General features: G+C 74.3%; 14 protein-coding genes. 4 read left to right on the top strand and 10 right to left on the bottom strand.

The genetic code is table 11. The features are described from left to right. Nucleotides 1-19: 19 nt before the first annotated feature. From ACZ4VW_RS10750 to ACZ4VW_RS10710, 9 genes are all read right to left on the bottom strand, one after another. Entirely contained in the window at nucleotides 20-1,255 is a 1,236-nt protein-coding gene (locus tag ACZ4VW_RS10750) for a glycosyltransferase (protein WP_467960695.1), read from the bottom strand. Next, a complete protein-coding gene (locus ACZ4VW_RS10745; protein WP_467960693.1) occupies nucleotides 1,252-2,217 on the bottom strand; it encodes a glycosyltransferase in 966 nt (321 codons plus the stop codon). The genes ACZ4VW_RS10750 and ACZ4VW_RS10745 overlap by 4 nt, the downstream gene beginning before the upstream one ends. Next, complete coding sequence (locus ACZ4VW_RS10740; RefSeq protein WP_467960691.1) at nucleotides 2,214-3,320, bottom strand: glycosyltransferase family 9 protein; 1,107 nt, start codon at nucleotides 3,318-3,320, stop codon at nucleotides 2,214-2,216. Before ACZ4VW_RS10740 ends, ACZ4VW_RS10745 begins: the two co-directional genes overlap by 4 nt. Beyond that, on the bottom strand, nucleotides 3,317-4,078 hold the full coding sequence (locus tag ACZ4VW_RS10735) for a D-glycero-alpha-D-manno-heptose-1,7-bisphosphate 7-phosphatase (protein WP_467960689.1): 762 nt from the start codon (nucleotides 4,076-4,078) through the stop codon (nucleotides 3,317-3,319). Before ACZ4VW_RS10735 ends, ACZ4VW_RS10740 begins: the two co-directional genes overlap by 4 nt. Then, entirely contained in the window at nucleotides 4,075-5,142 is a 1,068-nt protein-coding gene (locus ACZ4VW_RS10730; RefSeq protein WP_467960687.1) for a glycosyltransferase family 2 protein, read from the bottom strand. The genes ACZ4VW_RS10735 and ACZ4VW_RS10730 overlap by 4 nt, the downstream gene beginning before the upstream one ends. Next, a complete protein-coding gene (locus ACZ4VW_RS10725) occupies nucleotides 5,139-6,803 on the bottom strand; it encodes a carbamoyltransferase family protein (protein WP_467960685.1) in 1,665 nt (554 codons plus the stop codon). The genes ACZ4VW_RS10730 and ACZ4VW_RS10725 overlap by 4 nt, the downstream gene beginning before the upstream one ends. Nucleotides 6,804-6,839: 36 nt before the next feature. Further along, nucleotides 6,840-7,829 carry an NAD-dependent epimerase/dehydratase family protein gene (locus ACZ4VW_RS10720; RefSeq protein ID WP_467960683.1) on the bottom strand — a complete coding sequence of 330 codons (990 nt, stop codon included), beginning with the start codon at nucleotides 7,827-7,829 and terminating at the stop codon, nucleotides 6,840-6,842. A 362-nt stretch (nucleotides 7,830-8,191) separates the two neighbouring features. Then, entirely contained in the window at nucleotides 8,192-9,067 is an 876-nt protein-coding gene (locus ACZ4VW_RS10715) for an undecaprenyl-diphosphate phosphatase (RefSeq protein WP_467960681.1), read from the bottom strand. Between the two features lie 132 nt (nucleotides 9,068-9,199). After that, nucleotides 9,200-9,661 carry a winged helix-turn-helix transcriptional regulator gene (locus ACZ4VW_RS10710; RefSeq protein WP_467960679.1) on the bottom strand — a complete coding sequence of 154 codons (462 nt, stop codon included), beginning with the start codon at nucleotides 9,659-9,661 and terminating at the stop codon, nucleotides 9,200-9,202. Between the two features lie 116 nt (nucleotides 9,662-9,777). Between ACZ4VW_RS10710 and ACZ4VW_RS10705 the strand changes: the two genes are divergently transcribed. Next, the gene (locus tag ACZ4VW_RS10705) at nucleotides 9,778-10,947 is read left to right on the top strand and encodes a thiolase family protein (protein ID WP_467960677.1); all 1,170 of its coding nucleotides are present in this window, start codon (nucleotides 9,778-9,780) and stop codon (nucleotides 10,945-10,947) included. Nucleotides 10,948-11,092: 145 nt separating this feature from the next. Here the strand turns inward: ACZ4VW_RS10705 and ACZ4VW_RS10700 are convergent, their stop codons facing one another. After that, nucleotides 11,093-11,866, bottom strand: a complete 774-nt coding sequence (locus tag ACZ4VW_RS10700) for a TVP38/TMEM64 family protein (RefSeq protein ID WP_467960675.1) — start codon at nucleotides 11,864-11,866, stop codon at nucleotides 11,093-11,095. Between the two features lie 68 nt (nucleotides 11,867-11,934). Here ACZ4VW_RS10700 and ACZ4VW_RS10695 point away from each other — a divergent pair, with 68 nt between their 5' ends. From ACZ4VW_RS10695 to ACZ4VW_RS10685, 3 genes are all read left to right on the top strand, one after another. Next, nucleotides 11,935-12,705: a DNA alkylation repair protein gene (locus ACZ4VW_RS10695; RefSeq protein ID WP_467960673.1), complete on the top strand. Its 771-nt coding sequence runs from the start codon at nucleotides 11,935-11,937 to the stop codon at nucleotides 12,703-12,705. Nucleotides 12,706-13,041: 336 nt separating this feature from the next. Beyond that, a complete protein-coding gene (tuf, locus tag ACZ4VW_RS10690; protein ID WP_467960671.1) occupies nucleotides 13,042-14,220 on the top strand; it encodes an elongation factor Tu in 1,179 nt (392 codons plus the stop codon). Between the two features lie 32 nt (nucleotides 14,221-14,252). After that, nucleotides 14,253-15,098, top strand: coding sequence for a spermidine synthase (locus ACZ4VW_RS10685; RefSeq protein ID WP_467960669.1), 846 nt, complete (start codon nucleotides 14,253-14,255; stop codon nucleotides 15,096-15,098). Nucleotides 15,099-15,375: the final 277 nt, after the last annotated feature.

Below are 15,375 nucleotides of genomic sequence, written 5' to 3'. Positions count from 1 at the left end.
CGTCCCGGGACCGGGGCGCTCACGCGACAGGGGCGCGCGCGGCGAGGGCGGTGCGGTAGGACACCTCCGTCGCCGCCGCCACCCGCGCCCAGGAGAAGCGGTCCAGGACGCGCCGGCGACCGGCGTTCCCGTACGCCCTGCGCAGCGCGGAGTCGGCGAGCAGGCCGGTGACCGCCGCGGCGAGCGCCTCGGGGTCACGCGGCTCCACCAGCCGCCCGTTGACCCCGTCGGCGACCGTGTCCAGCTGTCCGCCGACGGCGCTGGCGACGACCGGCCGGCCGCAGGCCATGGCCTCCAGCGGGACGATGCCGAAGGGTTCGTAGTCCGCGGGGCAGAGCACCACGTCGGCGCTGCGCATCAGGGCCGGCACCTCCGCCGTCGGAACGCCGCCCAGCAGCTGGACCCGGTCCGCCACGCCCGCCTCCGCCGCCAGCTTCCTCAGGCGCCGGACCTCGGGATCGGTGTCGAGCCCTCCGGCGGGCGGGCCGCCGACCACCACCAGCTCCGTCCCCGGCAACCGGGCCAGCGCCGCGATCGAGACGGCGGCGCCCTTGCGCGGCACCAGCCGGCCCAGCTGCAGCAGCCGATAGGGGTACGCGCCCCGGTCCGCGACCGGCCCGTCCGGGCGGAACACCTCCGGGTCGACCCCGCAGGGCACCACGTCGACCTTCTCGCGCGGTATCCCCATGGCCGCCAGTTCGTCCACCTCGTCCCGGCAGGTGGCGACCACCCGGTCGCACCCCCGGCCGACCTCCGCCTCACAGGCGATCCGGGCGGGCGGGCTGGTGTCCGCGCGGCCCTGGTGCCGCCGCTTGACCGTGCCCAGCGCGTGGTACGTGTGCAGCAGCGGCAGCCGCGACTCGTAGGCCGACCACAGCGCGGCGAGCCCCGACATCCAGAAGTGCGAGTGGACGACGTCGGGGGCACCCGCGCGCCAGCGCCCCGCGAGATAGCGGGCGAAGTCGCTCATGTACGGCAGCAGTTCATCCTTCGGCACCTGCCGCGGAGGGCCGGCGGGCACATGGTGCACCTCCACTCCCGGCCGCAGCGGCCTGCTGACCGGCAGCTCTTCCGCGTCGCGCCGGGTGTACACCGTCACCTGGTGGCCCCGGTCGGCGAGCGCCCCCGCCAGCTGCGCCACGTGCACGTTCTGCCCGCCGGCGTCGACGCCGCCGAGCGCGGCCAGGGGGCTGGCGTGCTCCGAGACGAGGGCGATGTCCAGGGGACGGCCGTCGAGGGAGGAGAAGGATGTCATGACCGAACCTCCGCGATGAGGTGCTCCCAGTCGTCCAGGAAGCGCTTGAGGCCGTACCGTTCGAGGGCCGCCTGCCGGGCGCGCGCGCCGTCCTGGGCCGCCGCCTCCGGTTCGGCCAGATAGCGGCGGGCCGCGTCGGCGAGTACCTCGGGGCGGGTGGAGAGCGTGCCCGTTCCGGCGGGGACGGCCTCCACGGCCTCGGTGGTGGCGAGGGCCACCACCGGCATCCCCAGATGCATGGCCTCCAGCAGGGACAGGCCCAGCGACGTCCACCGCACCGGGTGGAGGTACAGGCGGCGTTCCGCCAGAGTGGCGTGCAGGTGCCGTTGGGGGAGGTCGGCGGAGCGGCACCGGTCGGCGGACAGTCCGAGATGATCGGCGAGCCCTTCCGTCCGCATGCCGAAGACATCGAGCGGTGCGGCTTCGGCCAGCTGCGCGAGCAGGTCCGTACCGACGTAACGGCGCCGCCGGACCGGCTCGTTGACGACCACGGCGGCCCTGGGCAGGCGGCCGGTGTAGAGGTGGCCGGGGTCGACGATGCCGTGCTCGATCACGGCGGTGCGGGTCGTGCCGTTGTCCCAGAACAACCGGTTGAAATGGGTGACGTGAACGAGCGTCAGGTCCGCTCGGTCGGCCATCGGGTGCCGGGTGTCGGGCACGTCCCCGCGGGGTGTGTTGTGCTCCACGTACACGGCGGGGATCTCCCGGCCCGGGCGGCGCCCGCCGAGCCAGCGGGTGGCGAGCTCCTCCTCGTGCGGACGCTGGAGCACGACCAGGTCGACCGGGGCGTCCGCGAGCTCCTCGGGAGAGAGCTCGCGCACCGTCGACGGCCAGGTGAAGGTCTCGGCCCGGCCGCGTCCGTCGGGTCCCCGGTCCGGGGTGACCGGTACCAGATAGGTATGGGGCCCCTGGACGAACGCGGTCGTCCAGGAACCGTGCACATGCCACAGGAGGATGTTCATACGGTCGCTCCTCGCTCCGCTCCGTGGAGGCCCTCCGGCGGGACCGGAGCGAGGCCGGGAGCCGTCCGGTCCGTCCGATCCATGCGGCCGGTCCGGTCGAGGAGCGCGGCCACCGCCGCGAGGACCTCGGCATCGCTCACGCCGTCGAGGCAGGGATGCCCCTCCACCGGGCAGACCCGCGCCCTGCTCAGGGCGCAGGCGGCGTTCTGTTCGCCGAGCAGGACGTGGGGGATCTTGTGGGGCCGCCACCGTTCGGCCGGCACCACCGGGGCGAACAGGCAGACCACGGGCGTTCCGACGGCCGCGGCCAGATGCGCGGGACCGCTGTTGCCGGTCACGACGACCCGCGCGCGGGCCAGGACCCCGGCGAGGCCGGCCAGATCGGGGGTCGCCCCGCCGAGGTCGAGGCCGTGCCGGGCGGCGACCCGCGCCGTCAGGGCCTTCTCGGCGGGCCCGCCCGTCACGACCACCCGGTGGCCTGCCCGGTGCAGCGCGTCGGCCGCCCGGGCCGCCCGGTCGGGGCTCCACGCGCGGGCCGGGACGGCGGCGCCGGGATGGAGCACGACGTACGGCTCGGGGCCGGTCAAGGCGGTGGTGTCCGGCGGCTTGTGGACCCGGGGCGCCCCGCCGTCGCCCGCCGGGAGATCGAATCCGCAGGCGTGCGCCAGGTCCAGGGCCGCCTCCGTCTCGTGCCGGCCCGGCAGGCGGCGGTGGCGCAGATCGAGCAGCGCCCCGGGGTAGTCCTCGCTGTCCGCCGCGATCCACGGCACGCCCGCGAGCCTCAGCAGCAGCGCGGCGGGCAGCGGGCTCTGGTGGTACGAGACGAGGATCAGGGCGCGGTCGAAGCGGCGGGCGGCGACGGCGTCGATCAGCGCCGCGCACGCGTGGGCGGACACCGGCGGCGGCTCCAGGCCCACCCAGGGAGCGTCGTGGACGAGGACGTCGTCCACCCCGGGCAGCAAGGCGGCGGCGGGAGCGCCGAGCGGCCCGCACAGCATCGTGGTCGTCGAGGAGCCCGCCGCCACCGCCCGGACGGCCGGCCCGGCGAGCAGGACGTCCCCGGCGCTGTCGAGGCGCACGACCAGCGTGCGCGGCGCGGTCACCGGGCACCGCCGCGGTGGGCGGTGTCGGCGAGGCCGCGGGCGCCCATGAGGAGCATGCGGACCACGGCCGGGAGGCCGGTGGCGGTCTCGGCGGCGGCCGCCACCTCGCCGGGCAGCGTCGCCGCCGTCGGTACGAGCACGCCCCGGGCGCCCGCGGCACGGGCGGCCTCCATGTCGGAGCCGATGTCGCCGACGACCACCGTGCGCGAGGGCCGGACCCCGAGCCGCGCGCAGGCGGCCAGGATCAGACCGGGGGCGGGCTTGCGGCAGGCACAGCCGTCGCCCGGACCGTGCGGGCACACCGCCCACACGGCGAAGGGGCCGATGAGCCCGTCCACGCGCCGCCGTACCGCCTCGACGTCCTGACGGGTGATCAGGCCACGGGCCACGCCCGACTGGTTGCTCACCACCCCGACGGGGATGCCCAGACTGCGCAGGGCCGCGACGGCGGCCGCGGCGCCCGGCATGGGGACCACGAGGTCGGGGTCGCCGTTGTACGGCACATCGGTGACCAGGGTGCCGTCACGGTCGAAGAGCACCGCCTCCGGCAGCCGTGCGTACGGTCCCCGCGCCCACAGCGGCCGGGGCGGCGCCGGGGCGCCGAAGAGGTCGCCCTCGAGCAGCCAGGGCCCGTCCGCGCGCGCGGAGGCGTTCGCGGACGCGCCGCCCGCGGACAGGGCGGGTGCGGCGCAGGGGGACAGGCGGTCGTCCACGCGCGCGTCCGCGGGGCGGAGCCGGGCGGGGGAGGGGCCGGTCATGATCCGACCTCCGCGCGACGCGGCGTGCCCGCCGTGGGGGGCACCGGCTCGGGGGAGCGGGCGGGACCGCGCGGCAGGGCGCCGCGGTGGACGACATGGCCGCGCAGCCGGTGCCAGGCGGCGACCGGCGGTATGAGGGCGCTCGTCAGGATCATCCGGGTGATCTCCTCCCGTGTACGGGGGCCTGGGGCGATGCGGGCGACGGCGAACTCCGCCGTGCCCGCGAGCCAGAGCGCGCCGCACACCGCCGCGGCCGTCCTCCGGCCGAGCGCGGCGCAGGACAGGCCGGCGACGCCCGCGGCGGCCACGGCCGCGTGGCGGGGGAAGCGGCCCCGAGGCGCGCCCGCCCGGATCCGCCAGTCCGGTCCGTGCAGCCGCGTCATGAGCACGTCGTCGGCGTTGCCGGCCTGCTGGCGCACGGAGACCCAGCGGTCCGCGGGCCGTACCGGATGCGCGGTCCTGCGGGTTCCCGCGGCGAGCGTCCAGCCGCCGCCGAGGAGCCGCAGGGCGAGGTCCGCGTCCTCCCGGTAGGCGCGGCCGAACCGTTCGTCGAAACCACCGGCGGCGTCCAGCGCCTCCCTGCGGAAGGCCATGTCGGCGGTGATCCAGCGGGCGGTGGCCAGACCGGCGGTGTTGCGTTCCCAGTCGGTGGGGCGGCGGTCCGGGGGCAGCGGCACGTCGATGTGCGCGGTGACGGCCCCGGTGACCTCGGACGCCGTGGCGAGGTCCCGGGCCAGGTCCTCGGCCCAGCCGTCCGAGGGGATGACGTCGTCGTCGAGAAAGACGATCCACGGGACCGGACCGGCCGCCGCGACACCGGCGTTGCGGGCGGCCGCCGGGCCGGCCGCCCGGCCCGGCACGACGACGGTGACGGGCCGGAGAGCGCCCGGGACGGCGAGCTCGGGCACCGAGCCGTCGGCGCCGGGACGGTCGTGGACGATCACCAGCCGCGAGGGCGCGGGTCCGGCGGACGCGGCCAGGGCGTCGAGGCAGCGACGGAGGCTGGGCCGGCCCAGGGTCGGCACGACGACGGCGTACGCGGGCGCCCCGCCGTGGCCCGTCACCGGGACCACCCGTTGGCGCCGGCGCGGAACGCCTCGCCGCGGCGTACGGCGAACGGTCCGATGGCCAGCAGGTCGACCGGCGAGGAGCCGAAGCACTCCAGCGCGTCGCGCGGGTCGTCCACCATCGGCCTTCCCGCCGTGTTGAGACTGGTGTTGACGACGACCGGAAGGCCGGTGCGGCGCTCGAACGCGTCGAGCATCCGCGCCACGAGCGGTTCCTGCTCCCGGTCGACGGTCTGGATCCGCGCCGTGCCGTCCACGTGCACGACGGCCGGGATGCGCTCGCGCCACTCGGCCGCGACGTCGTGGACGAAGAGCATGTACGGGCTGGGCAGCGGGCCGTCGAAGATCTCGGCCGCCCGGTCGGCCGCCACCATCGGGGCGACGGGCCGGAACTGCTCGCGGCCCTTCACGTCGTTCAGGCGCTCCAGGTTGCCCGCGTGCCCCGGGTGCGCGAGCAGCGACCGGTGCCCGAGCGCGCGCGGCCCGTACTCCGAACGTCCCTGGAACCAGGCCACGATGGCGTTGTCGGCCAGCGCCTCGGCGACGGTCTCCGCGATGTCCGGGGGCCGCTCGAACGGAACGGCCGCGGTCTTGAGCCAGCCGGCGAGCTCGGCGTCCGTCCAGTCACGGCCGAGGTCGGCTCCCCGCATCGGCTCGGGTTCGTCGCCCGCTTCCGCGGACAGCAGCAGGGCGGCGCCGAGAGCCGTGCCGGCGTCACCCGCGGCCGGCTGGACCCACACCCGCGAGAAGGGGCCCTCGCGGGCGATCCGCGCGTTGGCCACGCAGTTGAGCGCGACACCGCCGGCGAGGGTCAGGACGCTGTCGTGGGTGCGGCCGTGCAGCCAGCGCACCAGGTCGAGCATCGTCTCCTCGAGGACGGCCTGCGCGCTGGCCGCGACATCGGCGTGGTCCTGGGTCCACGGCTCGTCGGGGGCGCGCGGCGGACAGAACTCGGACCACGGCACGCCACCGGCGCGGAAACCGCCGTCGCCGGTCGGGTGCACGTACCGGCGCAGCGCGTCCAGCATGCGGGGGGAGCCGTGCGAGGCGAGTGCCATCACCTTGAACTCGTCGGAGGAGCGCAGGAATCCGAGGTGCTCGGTGAGTTCCTCGTAGACCAGGCCGAGGGATTCCGGCAGCTCCTGGGAGTGCAGTGGTTCGAGGCGGTCCCCCACGCGCCGGGCCGACAGGTGCGAGGCGCGTTCGCCCCGCCCGTCGAGGACGAGGACGGAGGACGTCTCGGCGTCCCGCGCGGCGAAGGCGCTCGACGCGGCGTGCGCCATGTGGTGGCCGACGAAGCGGACGATCCCCGGGTCGAGCCCGGGCAGCGCCGTCTTCAGGAACCCGGGGACCTCACGCGCGTACGTCTGCCGCAGATGGTCCCAGGGGTCGTCGAGCCCCATGACCTCGGCCGGCAGCGCCAGCGAGGGGTCGTAGGAGTACGCCACGGCGTCGAGGTCCTGCGGTCGCAGCCCGGCCCGCTTCAGGCACCAGCGGGCGGCCTGCTCAGGCAGCTCCCAGGCGGAGAACGGCACCGGCCGCTTGCCGTGCTTACGCCGTGAGAAACGTTCTTCCTCCGTGGCGGCGACCGTCCTGCCGTCGACGACGAGCGCCGCGGCGGGGTCGTGGAAGAGCGCGTTGATTCCGAGAACTCGCATGGTGCCAGGGCCTTTCCGCTGTCGGGGACCGCTGCCTCAGTCGGCGCGACGCACGGTGGGGGATTCGGCGGGGCCGTGGGCGCGGAACCAGGCGATGGTGCGGCGCAGCCCTTCTTCGGCCTGGACGGTCGGTTCCCACTGGAGCTTGTCGCGGGCCAGGGTGATGTCCGGGCAGCGGACGGCAGGGTCGTCGGTGGGCCGCTCGACGAAACGGATCCGCGAGCGCGAGCCGGTGAGTTCGATGATCCAGCGGGCCAGGTCGAGCATGGTGATCTCGTCCGGGTTGCCGAGGTTCACGGGTCCGCGCATGGTGTGGGCGGCCGTCGCGAGGATGCCTCGGACCGTGTCGTCCACGTAGCACAGCGACCGGGTCTGCAGCCCGTCACCGGTGACCGTCAGCGGCTCGTCGGCCAGCGCCTGCCGGATGAAGGTCGGTACGGCCCGGCCGTCGTATCCGCGCATCCGCGGGCCGTAGGTGTTGAAGAGCCGGACGATCGCGGTGTCGGTCCCGTTCGCCGACGCCTCGGCCGTGGTGAGCGCCTCACCGAAGCGCTTCGCCTCGTCGTAGACGCTGCGGGGTCCGACGGGATTGACATGGCCCCAGTACCGCTCGTTCTGCGGATGCTCCTGGGGGTCGCCGTACACCTCCGAGGTGGAGGCGAGGACGAAGCGCGCGCCGGAGCCGTGGGCCACCGCCAGGGCGTTTCTCGTCCCCAGGCTGCCGACGTCCAGCGTGTGCAGGGGGAGACGCAGATAGTCGGCGGGGGACGCGGGGGAGGCGAAGTGGAGTACGAGGTCGGGCGGCCGGGCGACCTGGAACGGCTCGGAGACGTTCGCCTCCAGCAGCTCGAAGCCCGGTCGGTCCAGCAGCGGGGAGACGTTCTCCCGCCGGCCGGTGCTGAAGTCGTCGACGCAGGTCACCGCCACGCCCTCGTCGAGCAGCGCGGCGCACAGGTGTGAACCGACGAAGCCGGCGCCGCCGGTGACGACGGCGTGCTGCCAGCGGGGTGAGTGCGAAGTTGCCATGGTGGATTCCTCCAGCGGTGAGGGCGAGGAGATCGACCGCTGCCTCGGTAGGGCTGGAAGGGAGACAGCGCCCCGCGCACCTGGGAAGTGGCGCCGATCAAGGGGTGCTCACGCGTCCGACTCATCGTGTGCCGGGGGAACGTCGGTCGCCAGACGAATGGTCCGACCGGGTGAAGCGCCGGAACGCCGGAAGGCCCGGATCGGCCGGGGAGCCGTACGGGCACGTGTTCGGGTCGCCGGGCGGGCGGTTCTCCACCGCCACCTGCGAAAAGGTGTCTCGGCAGGAGGCCGGCGAAACGAGAACGGCGCTTCCGGAGGAAACCCTCCGAAAGCGCCGTCGTGGGGGCCTGCTGCCCCTCGGCCTAGTGGCCGGCGGTGACGCCCTCCGTCGGCTCGAGGGTGCCGGACCAGACCAGGGCCAGGATCAGCACACCCAGCAGGATCCGGTAGATCACGAAGGGCATGAAGCTCTTCGTGGTGATGAACTTCATGAACCAGGCGATCACGGCGTAGCCGACGGCGAAGGCGATGAGCGTCGCGAAGACCGTCGGTGCCCAGGACACATGACCCTCGGTGGCGTCCTTCAGTTCGTAGGCGCCCGAGGCGAGCACCGCCGGGATGGCCAGGAGGAAGGAGTAGCGGGCGGCCGCCTCGCGGGTGTAGCCCATGAGCAGACCGCCGGAGATCGTCGCGCCCGAGCGGGAGACGCCGGGGACCAGGGCCATCGCCTGGCAGAAGCCGAAGATCAGGCCGTCCCGCACGCCCAGGTCCTTGAGCGTCTTGCGCTCGCGGACGACGCGGTGCCGTCCGCCGATCTCGTCGCGGGCGGCGAGACGGTCCGCGATGCCGAGGACGATGCCCATCACGATGAGGGTCGTGGCGATCAGCCGCAGATCACGGAACGGGCCCTCGATCTGGTCCTTGAGCGTCACGCCGAGCACACCGATCGGGATCGAGCCGACGATGACCAGCCAGCCCATCTGGGCGTCGTGGTCGCCGCGCATCGACTTGTCCCGCAGCGAGCGGAACCAGGCCGAGACGATCCGCGCGATGTCCTTGCGGAAGTAGATCAGGACCGCCGTCTCCGTGCCGATCTGGGTGATCGCGGTGAAGGCCGCGCCCGGGTCCTGCCAGCCGGCGAACGCGGCGGTGAGCCGGAGGTGCGCGCTGGAGGAGATGGGAAGGAACTCCGTCAGCCCCTGGACGAGTCCGAGGATGAATGATTCGAACCAACTCATGGGGCTAGGGCCGTCCCGAATGTGCTCGTGCGGTCAGAAGGGGCGGTCGGATCGGAGATCGACCGCCGGTCGTTGCGCAGCGTACCGTCCCTGGGTGAAGGCCCCGATCCCAGGTCTCCCGGCCCCGCGCCCTCAGCTCCCGACGGGCCCGTTCGTGGTCCAGCCCGGCGCCCGTACATGGGGAGTCAGGCTCGTGGCGTCCGCCTCGTCACCGCAGCAGGCGCACACCACCCGAGGGCTGAGCACCTCGCCGCAGCTGTGCTCCAGGACGACCGGCCTGTTCTGGGGGTTCACATGGCGGTCGCCCCAGGCCATGAGTGTGAGCAGCACCGGCTGCAGCTCCTCACCGGCCGGTGTGGCCCGGTACTCAAAGCGCTGCGGACGCTCGCTGTACGGCACCTTCTCCAGGATTCCGGCCTCCACCAGCCGCTTCAGACGAGCCGTGAGGATGTCGCGCGGAGCGCCGGTGTTCCGTGCGATCCGGTCGAAGCGGCGGACGCCGAGCGAGATCTCGCGCAGGACGAGCAGCGCGTACTTCTCCCCGACGAGGGCGAGGGCGTCGGCGATCGAGCAGGGGCGGGGGGCGGCCTTCATGCGCTCAGCCTAAGGGAGGAACGCCGAGAGGGTTTGAAAATCAAACTCACTGGAGTATGTTACTCGCGAGTGTAGGTCCAGTTTTCCAACTCTCAGGTGAACGAGGAGCCGTCGTCATGCGCGATGCCGTCATCGTCGAAGCAGTCCGCACGCCCATCGGCAAGGGGAAGGCCAACGGGGCCCTCGCCGATGTCCACCCCGTCGCCCTGCTCTCCCACACGCTCGCCGCCCTCGTCGAGCGCAGCGGCATCGACCCCGCCCTCGTCGACGACGTCATCGGCGGAACGGTCGACCAGGTCGGCGAACAGGCCATGAACACCACCCGGTACGCCTGGCTGGGCGCGGGCCTCCCCGAATCGGTGCCCGCCACCACCGTCGACCGCCAGTGCGGCTCCTCGCAGCAGGCCGTGCACTTCGCCGCCCAGGGCGTGATCTCGGGGGCGTACGACATCGCCGTCGCCTGCGGGGTCGAGTCCATGAGCCGCGTCCCGATGTGGTCGAACGTGCCGCCCGGCGCCGACCCGTTCGGGCCCGGGGTCGCCGAGCGGTACCCCGAGGGCCTGGTCCCGCAGGGCATCAGCGCGGAACTCATCGCCGCCAAGTGGTCGATCGGGCGCGCGGCGATGGACGAGTTCGCCGCGTCCTCGCACGCCAGGGCGGCCAGGAGCTGGGAGGCGGGGCTCTTCGACGCCGAGGTGGTCCCCTACGGGGACTTCCGCCGCGACGAGTCGGTGCGGCCCGGGACCACCCCCGAGATCCTGGCCGGGCTCCGGCCCGCTTTCCAGGACCCGGTCCTCGCCGAGCGCTTCCCTCAGATCGACTGGTCGGTGACCGCCGGCAACAGCAGCCCGACGAACGACGGCGCCTCGGCCGTGCTCGTCATGGCGGCCGAAACGGCCGAGCGGCTCGGGCTGCGCCCGCTCGCCCGGCTGCACAGCTTCGCGGTGACCGGCTCCGACCCGCTGCTGATGCTGACCGGAGTGATCCCCGCGACGGAGAAGGTGCTGCGCAGGGCGGGACTCGGCCTCGACGACATCGACCTGTTCGAGATCAACGAGGCGTTCGCGAGCGTCGTGCTCGCCTGGCAGCAGGAGACCGGGGCCGACCCGGCCAGGGTCAACGTCCACGGCGGCGCCCTCGCGATCGGTCATCCCCTGGGGGCCAGTGGCACCCGGCTCACGACCACCCTGGTCCACGCCCTGCGGGCCCGCGGCGCGCGGTACGGCCTCCAGGCGATGTGCGAGGCGGGCGGCCTGGCCAACGCGATGATCGTCGAGGCCCTCTGAGGAGCCGGCGCCCCCGCCGTCCGGCCCCCGCCGTCCGGCCGCGCCACGCTCCGGCACCGGGCCGGGGGTTGTCGCCCCGCTGGTGAGGTGGCCCCCCGCCCCCGCCGGCCCGGCCAGGCCGGACACCTCGCGTCCTACGGGGCGGTCACCGCTCGGGCGTGGAACCCGCCCCCGCGCCCGTCAGGACCCGTACCGGCTGCGTCGCGGCCGGCGGCGGCGTCGACCGCAGGCCGTGGCGCTTGCGCCAGGCGACGGTCGCCCCGGCCAGCCCGGACACGACGATGAAGCCCATCGAGATCAGGAAGGCGGGCGAGGTCGGCGAGCCGGCCTGGCTGCCCGCCACCACGTACGCCGTCGTGTTCGGGACCGACCCGATCCCCGTCGCCAGGAGGAACGGCGCGTACCCCATCCGGGAGACCGCCGCGCAGTAGTTGGCGGCGGCGAACGGCACCCCCGGGAAGAGCCGGATCGCCAGCATCGAGCGGAACCCGTGCCGGCTCATCTGCCCGTCCGCCGCCTTCAGCCAGCGCCCCCGCAGCAGCGGCCGCAGCGCGTCCTGCCCCAGCACCCGGCCCAGGGTGAAGGAGATCCCCGCTCCCAGGACCGTCCCGGCCACCGCCGCCACCAGCCCGGCCTGGGTGCCGAAGAGCGCGCCCGCCGCCAGGTTCAGGATCGGCCGCGGCACGAAGGCGGCCGTGCACGCCCCGTACGCGAGCCCGAACAGCACCACCGCTCCCACGCCGCTCGTCTGCGGCGGCCAGCCGGCCGCAAGGAGGCGCTGGGGCTCGTACAGCACGACGGCCGTCGCCGCGGAGAGGAGAAGCAGGACGAGGAGGGACAGCCGGGACCAGGGCGACAGCAGGGCCCGGGAGAGCCGCGGAGCGAGGGAGCCCGGCGGCCGGGTGACGGGGTCGAGCATCCGGGGAGAGTAACCGACAAGCCCATGTGATCGCCGTGATGTCCGTCATCGGTCGTACGGTGAACCCCATGACGACCGCCGTCCCCTCGGAACCCGCCGCGACCGCCGAGCCCGCCTCGGCCACGGCGCCCCCGGCATCCGCCGTGCCCGGCAGCGCGCTCGCCGACACCGTGCTCGCCCGCCTCACCGAGGTCTACCCGGCAGCCGGCGATCCCTTCCGGGCGCAGGAGATGGTCGCGTACATGAAGGGCGTCGTCCCCTTCCTCGGCATCCGCACCCCCGAGCGCCGCGCCCTCTCCCGTACGGTCCTCGACGGCATCCCGGGCCCCGACGAGGCCGACTGCACCGCCGTCGCGCTGCGTTGCTTCGCGCTCCCCGAGCGCGAGTACCACTACTTCGCCGTCGACTACCTGCGCCGACACGTCCGGCGGTGCTCCTCCGGCTTCCTGCCCGTCGCCCGTCGCCTCGTCACCACCGACTCCTGGTGGGACACGGTCGACCCTCTCGCCGCCCATGTCGTCGGCGGTCTCGTCGCGGCCGACCGGGCGCTCGCGGCGCGGATGGACGAGTGGATCGAGGACGACGACCCGTGGGTGGCACGCACCGCCCTGCTGCACCAACTCCGCTTCAGGGACGCGACGGACAGCGAGCGGCTCTTCGCCCACTGCCTGCGGCGCGCCGCCGACACCGACTTCTTCCTCCGCAAGGCGATCGGCTGGTCCCTGCGGGAGTACGCGAAGACGGACCCGGCCGAGGTCCGCGCCTTCGTCGAGCGGCACCGCGGCCGTCTCTCCCCGCTCTCCGCGCGCGAGGCGCTCAAGCACGTCGCCCCTTCCTGAGGGGCGGGACCGAGGGCCCGGACACGCGGCGCAGAGGCGCCTCCCGGAGCTCCGCGCCGAACTCCCCACCGTACTCCCCGCCGTGAAAAACCCTTCGACGCGGACCGCCCCGCACCCCCATGATCAGGGGCATGTTCCGGTACGCCTTCCTCGCAGCACGGCCCGCAGTCGCGGCCGCGCCGAAGGCTGCCGTTGTCGATTCCACGTTCCTCGCGGCCGCATGCGACGGCGCCCGAAGCTGACCCTCCCCGGCTCGTCCGGCGGACCCCACAGGGGGAGGGTCGGTCCGGCCCCGGGGTCCCCTCACACGCTTCGAGCTCAAGGAACGAGCGAACCATGCCCAAGACGGCGTACGTGCGCACCAAGCCGCACCTGAACATCGGCACCATGGGCCACGTCGACCACGGCAAGACCACCCTGACCGCCGCCATCACCAAGGTCCTCAGCGAGCGCGGGACCGGCAGCGCCACCTCCTACGTTTCGTTCGCCCAGATCGACCGCGCGCCCGAGGAGGCCCAGCGCGGCATCACCATCAACATCGCGCACGTCGAGTACGAGACCGACACCCGCCACTACGCGCACGTCGACATGCCCGGACACGCCGACTACGTCAAGAACATGGTGACCGGCGCGGCCCAGCTCGACGGGGCGATCCTCGTCGTCTCGGCGCTCGACGGGATCATGCCGCAGACGGCCGAGCACGTCCTGCTCGCCCGTCAGGTCGGCGTCGACCACATCGTGGTCGCCCTCAACAAGGCCGACGCGGGCGACGACGAGCTGACCGACCTGGTCGAGCTGGAGGTACGGGAGCTGCTGACCGCGCACGGTTACGGCGGCGACTCCGTCCCCGTCGTCCGGGTCTCCGGACTGAAGGCCCTGGAGGGCGACCCACGCTGGACCGCGGCCATCGAGGCGCTGCTCGACGCGGTGGACACCTATGTGCCCATGCCCGTGCGGTACGTGGACGCGCCGTTCCTCATGCCCGTCGAGAACGTCCTCACCATCACCGGCCGCGGCACCGTCGTCACGGGAGCCGTCGAGCGCGGCACGGTGCGGGTCGGCGACCGCGTGGAGGTGCTGGGCGCGGGGACCGAGACGGTCGTCACCGGGGTCGAGACCTTCGGCAAGCCCATGGAGTCGGCCGAGGCCGGCGACAACGTCGCCCTGCTGCTGCGCGGGGTCGCGCGCGACGCGGTCCGCCGCGGGCACGTGGTGGCGGCGCCGGGCAGCGTCGTACCGAGCCGGCGGTTCACCGCGCGGGTCTACGTCCTGTCGGGGAAGGAGGGCGGCCGAACCACCCCCGTCTCGACCGGGTACCGGCCGCAGTTCTACATCCGGACCGCGGACGTCGTCGGTGACGTCGACCTGGGCGGGGCGGCGGTCGCGCGTCCGGGGGAGACGGTCACCATGACCGTCGAACTCGGCCGCGACGTACCGCTGGAGCCCGGTCTCGGCTTCGCGATCCGCGAGGGCGGCCGCACGGTCGGCGCCGGCACGGTGACGGCCCTGGCCTGAGAGGGCTCGTGCCGTACGGGCACAATGAGAGCGTGAACGAGCAGATACCGGTCATCCGGGACGTCGACGGGGGAACCGCCAGGCTCATGCCCGACGTCGACCGGGAGCGGGCCTGGCTCCTCACGGTCGACGGCGCGCCGCAGTCGTACGTCGACCTGGACGAGCCGACGCACCTCGAGTTCGAGTACGCGCGCCGGCTCGCCCACGTCCTCGACAGCGCCGCCGCCGAGGGGGCACCGCTGTCCGTGCTGCACCTCGGCGGCGGGGCGCTCACGCTGCCCCGTTACGTGGCGGCGACCCGGCCCGGCTCACGGCAGGACGTCGTGGAGGCCGACCGGGCTCTGCTCGACCTGGTCGCCGAGCACCTTCCGCTGCCCGACGGCTCGGGCGTCACCGTGCACGCGGCGGACGCCCGAGCGTGGCTGGAGCGGGCGCCCGGAGCGTCGGCGGACGTGCTGATCGCCGACGTCTTCGGGGGCTCACGGGTGCCCGCGCACCTGACCTCCGTGGCGTACGCGCGGGAGGCGCGGCGGGTCCTGCGGCCGGGCGGCCTCTACGCCGCGAACCTGGCCGACGGCGCGCCGTTCGCGTTCCTCCGCTCCCAACTGGCGACCTTCGCGGAGGTCTTCCCCGAGCTCGCCCTGATCGCCGAGCCGGCGGTGCTGCGCGGCCGCCGGTTCGGCAACGCGGTCCTGGTCGCCTCCGACCAGGAGATCGACACGGCCCATCTGTCCCGCCGGGCGGCCGCGGACGCGTTCCCCGCGCGCGTGGAGCACGGCGCCTCCCTCACCCGCTTCACGGGCACCGCCCACCCGGTGACGGACACGACCGCGATCCCCTCCCCGGTCCCTCCGGGCGGATCCTTCACCATCGGCTGACGGCCCGGACCACGTCGTCGCGACGTGCCGCCGGTCCGACCGGAACGGGTCGCGGAGGGGCGGGGGCCCGGCTGCCCGCGCCCCCTGCGACGGATCAGGGCGCCCCGACCTTGCGGCCCCGCCCTGCGCCGACAGCCCGCCACCCGACTGACGGCTCCCGAACCACCGTCCGGTCAGCCCCCGCCACCGGCCTTGACGGCTCTGTGCGGCCGCCCGGCCGGTCAGCTCCCGCCACCGGCCTTGACGGCTCTGTGCGGCCGCCCGGCCGGTCAGCTCG

The sequence above is a fragment of the Streptomyces sp. NPDC029139 genome, from assembly GCF_055564335.1.
The sequence above is the reverse complement of the archived record's forward strand: the minus strand, read 5'-3'. Positions and strand labels throughout refer to the sequence as shown.

Bases quoted from the DNA above. Each gene is read 5' to 3' on its own strand.
- ACZ4VW_RS10695 (WP_467960673.1), top strand. From the start codon at position 11,935: ATGACGACCGCCGTCCCCTCGGAACCCGCCGCGACCGCCGAGCCCGCC.
- tuf (WP_467960671.1), top strand. From the start codon at position 13,042: ATGCCCAAGACGGCGTACGTGCGCACCAAGCCGCACCTGAACATCGGC.
- ACZ4VW_RS10735 (WP_467960689.1), bottom strand. From the start codon at position 4,078: ATGACCGGCCCCTCCCCCGCCCGGCTCCGCCCCGCGGACGCGCGCGTG.
- ACZ4VW_RS10710 (WP_467960679.1), bottom strand. From the start codon at position 9,661: ATGAAGGCCGCCCCCCGCCCCTGCTCGATCGCCGACGCCCTCGCCCTC.
- ACZ4VW_RS10725 (WP_467960685.1), bottom strand. From the start codon at position 6,803: ATGCGAGTTCTCGGAATCAACGCGCTCTTCCACGACCCCGCCGCGGCG.
- ACZ4VW_RS10715 (WP_467960681.1), bottom strand. From the start codon at position 9,067: ATGAGTTGGTTCGAATCATTCATCCTCGGACTCGTCCAGGGGCTGACG.
- ACZ4VW_RS10750 (WP_467960695.1), bottom strand. From the start codon at position 1,255: ATGACATCCTTCTCCTCCCTCGACGGCCGTCCCCTGGACATCGCCCTC.
- ACZ4VW_RS10745 (WP_467960693.1), bottom strand. From the start codon at position 2,217: ATGAACATCCTCCTGTGGCATGTGCACGGTTCCTGGACGACCGCGTTC.
- ACZ4VW_RS10705 (WP_467960677.1), top strand. From the start codon at position 9,778: ATGCGCGATGCCGTCATCGTCGAAGCAGTCCGCACGCCCATCGGCAAG.
- ACZ4VW_RS10720 (WP_467960683.1), bottom strand. From the start codon at position 7,829: ATGGCAACTTCGCACTCACCCCGCTGGCAGCACGCCGTCGTCACCGGC.
- ACZ4VW_RS10700 (WP_467960675.1), bottom strand. From the start codon at position 11,866: ATGCTCGACCCCGTCACCCGGCCGCCGGGCTCCCTCGCTCCGCGGCTC.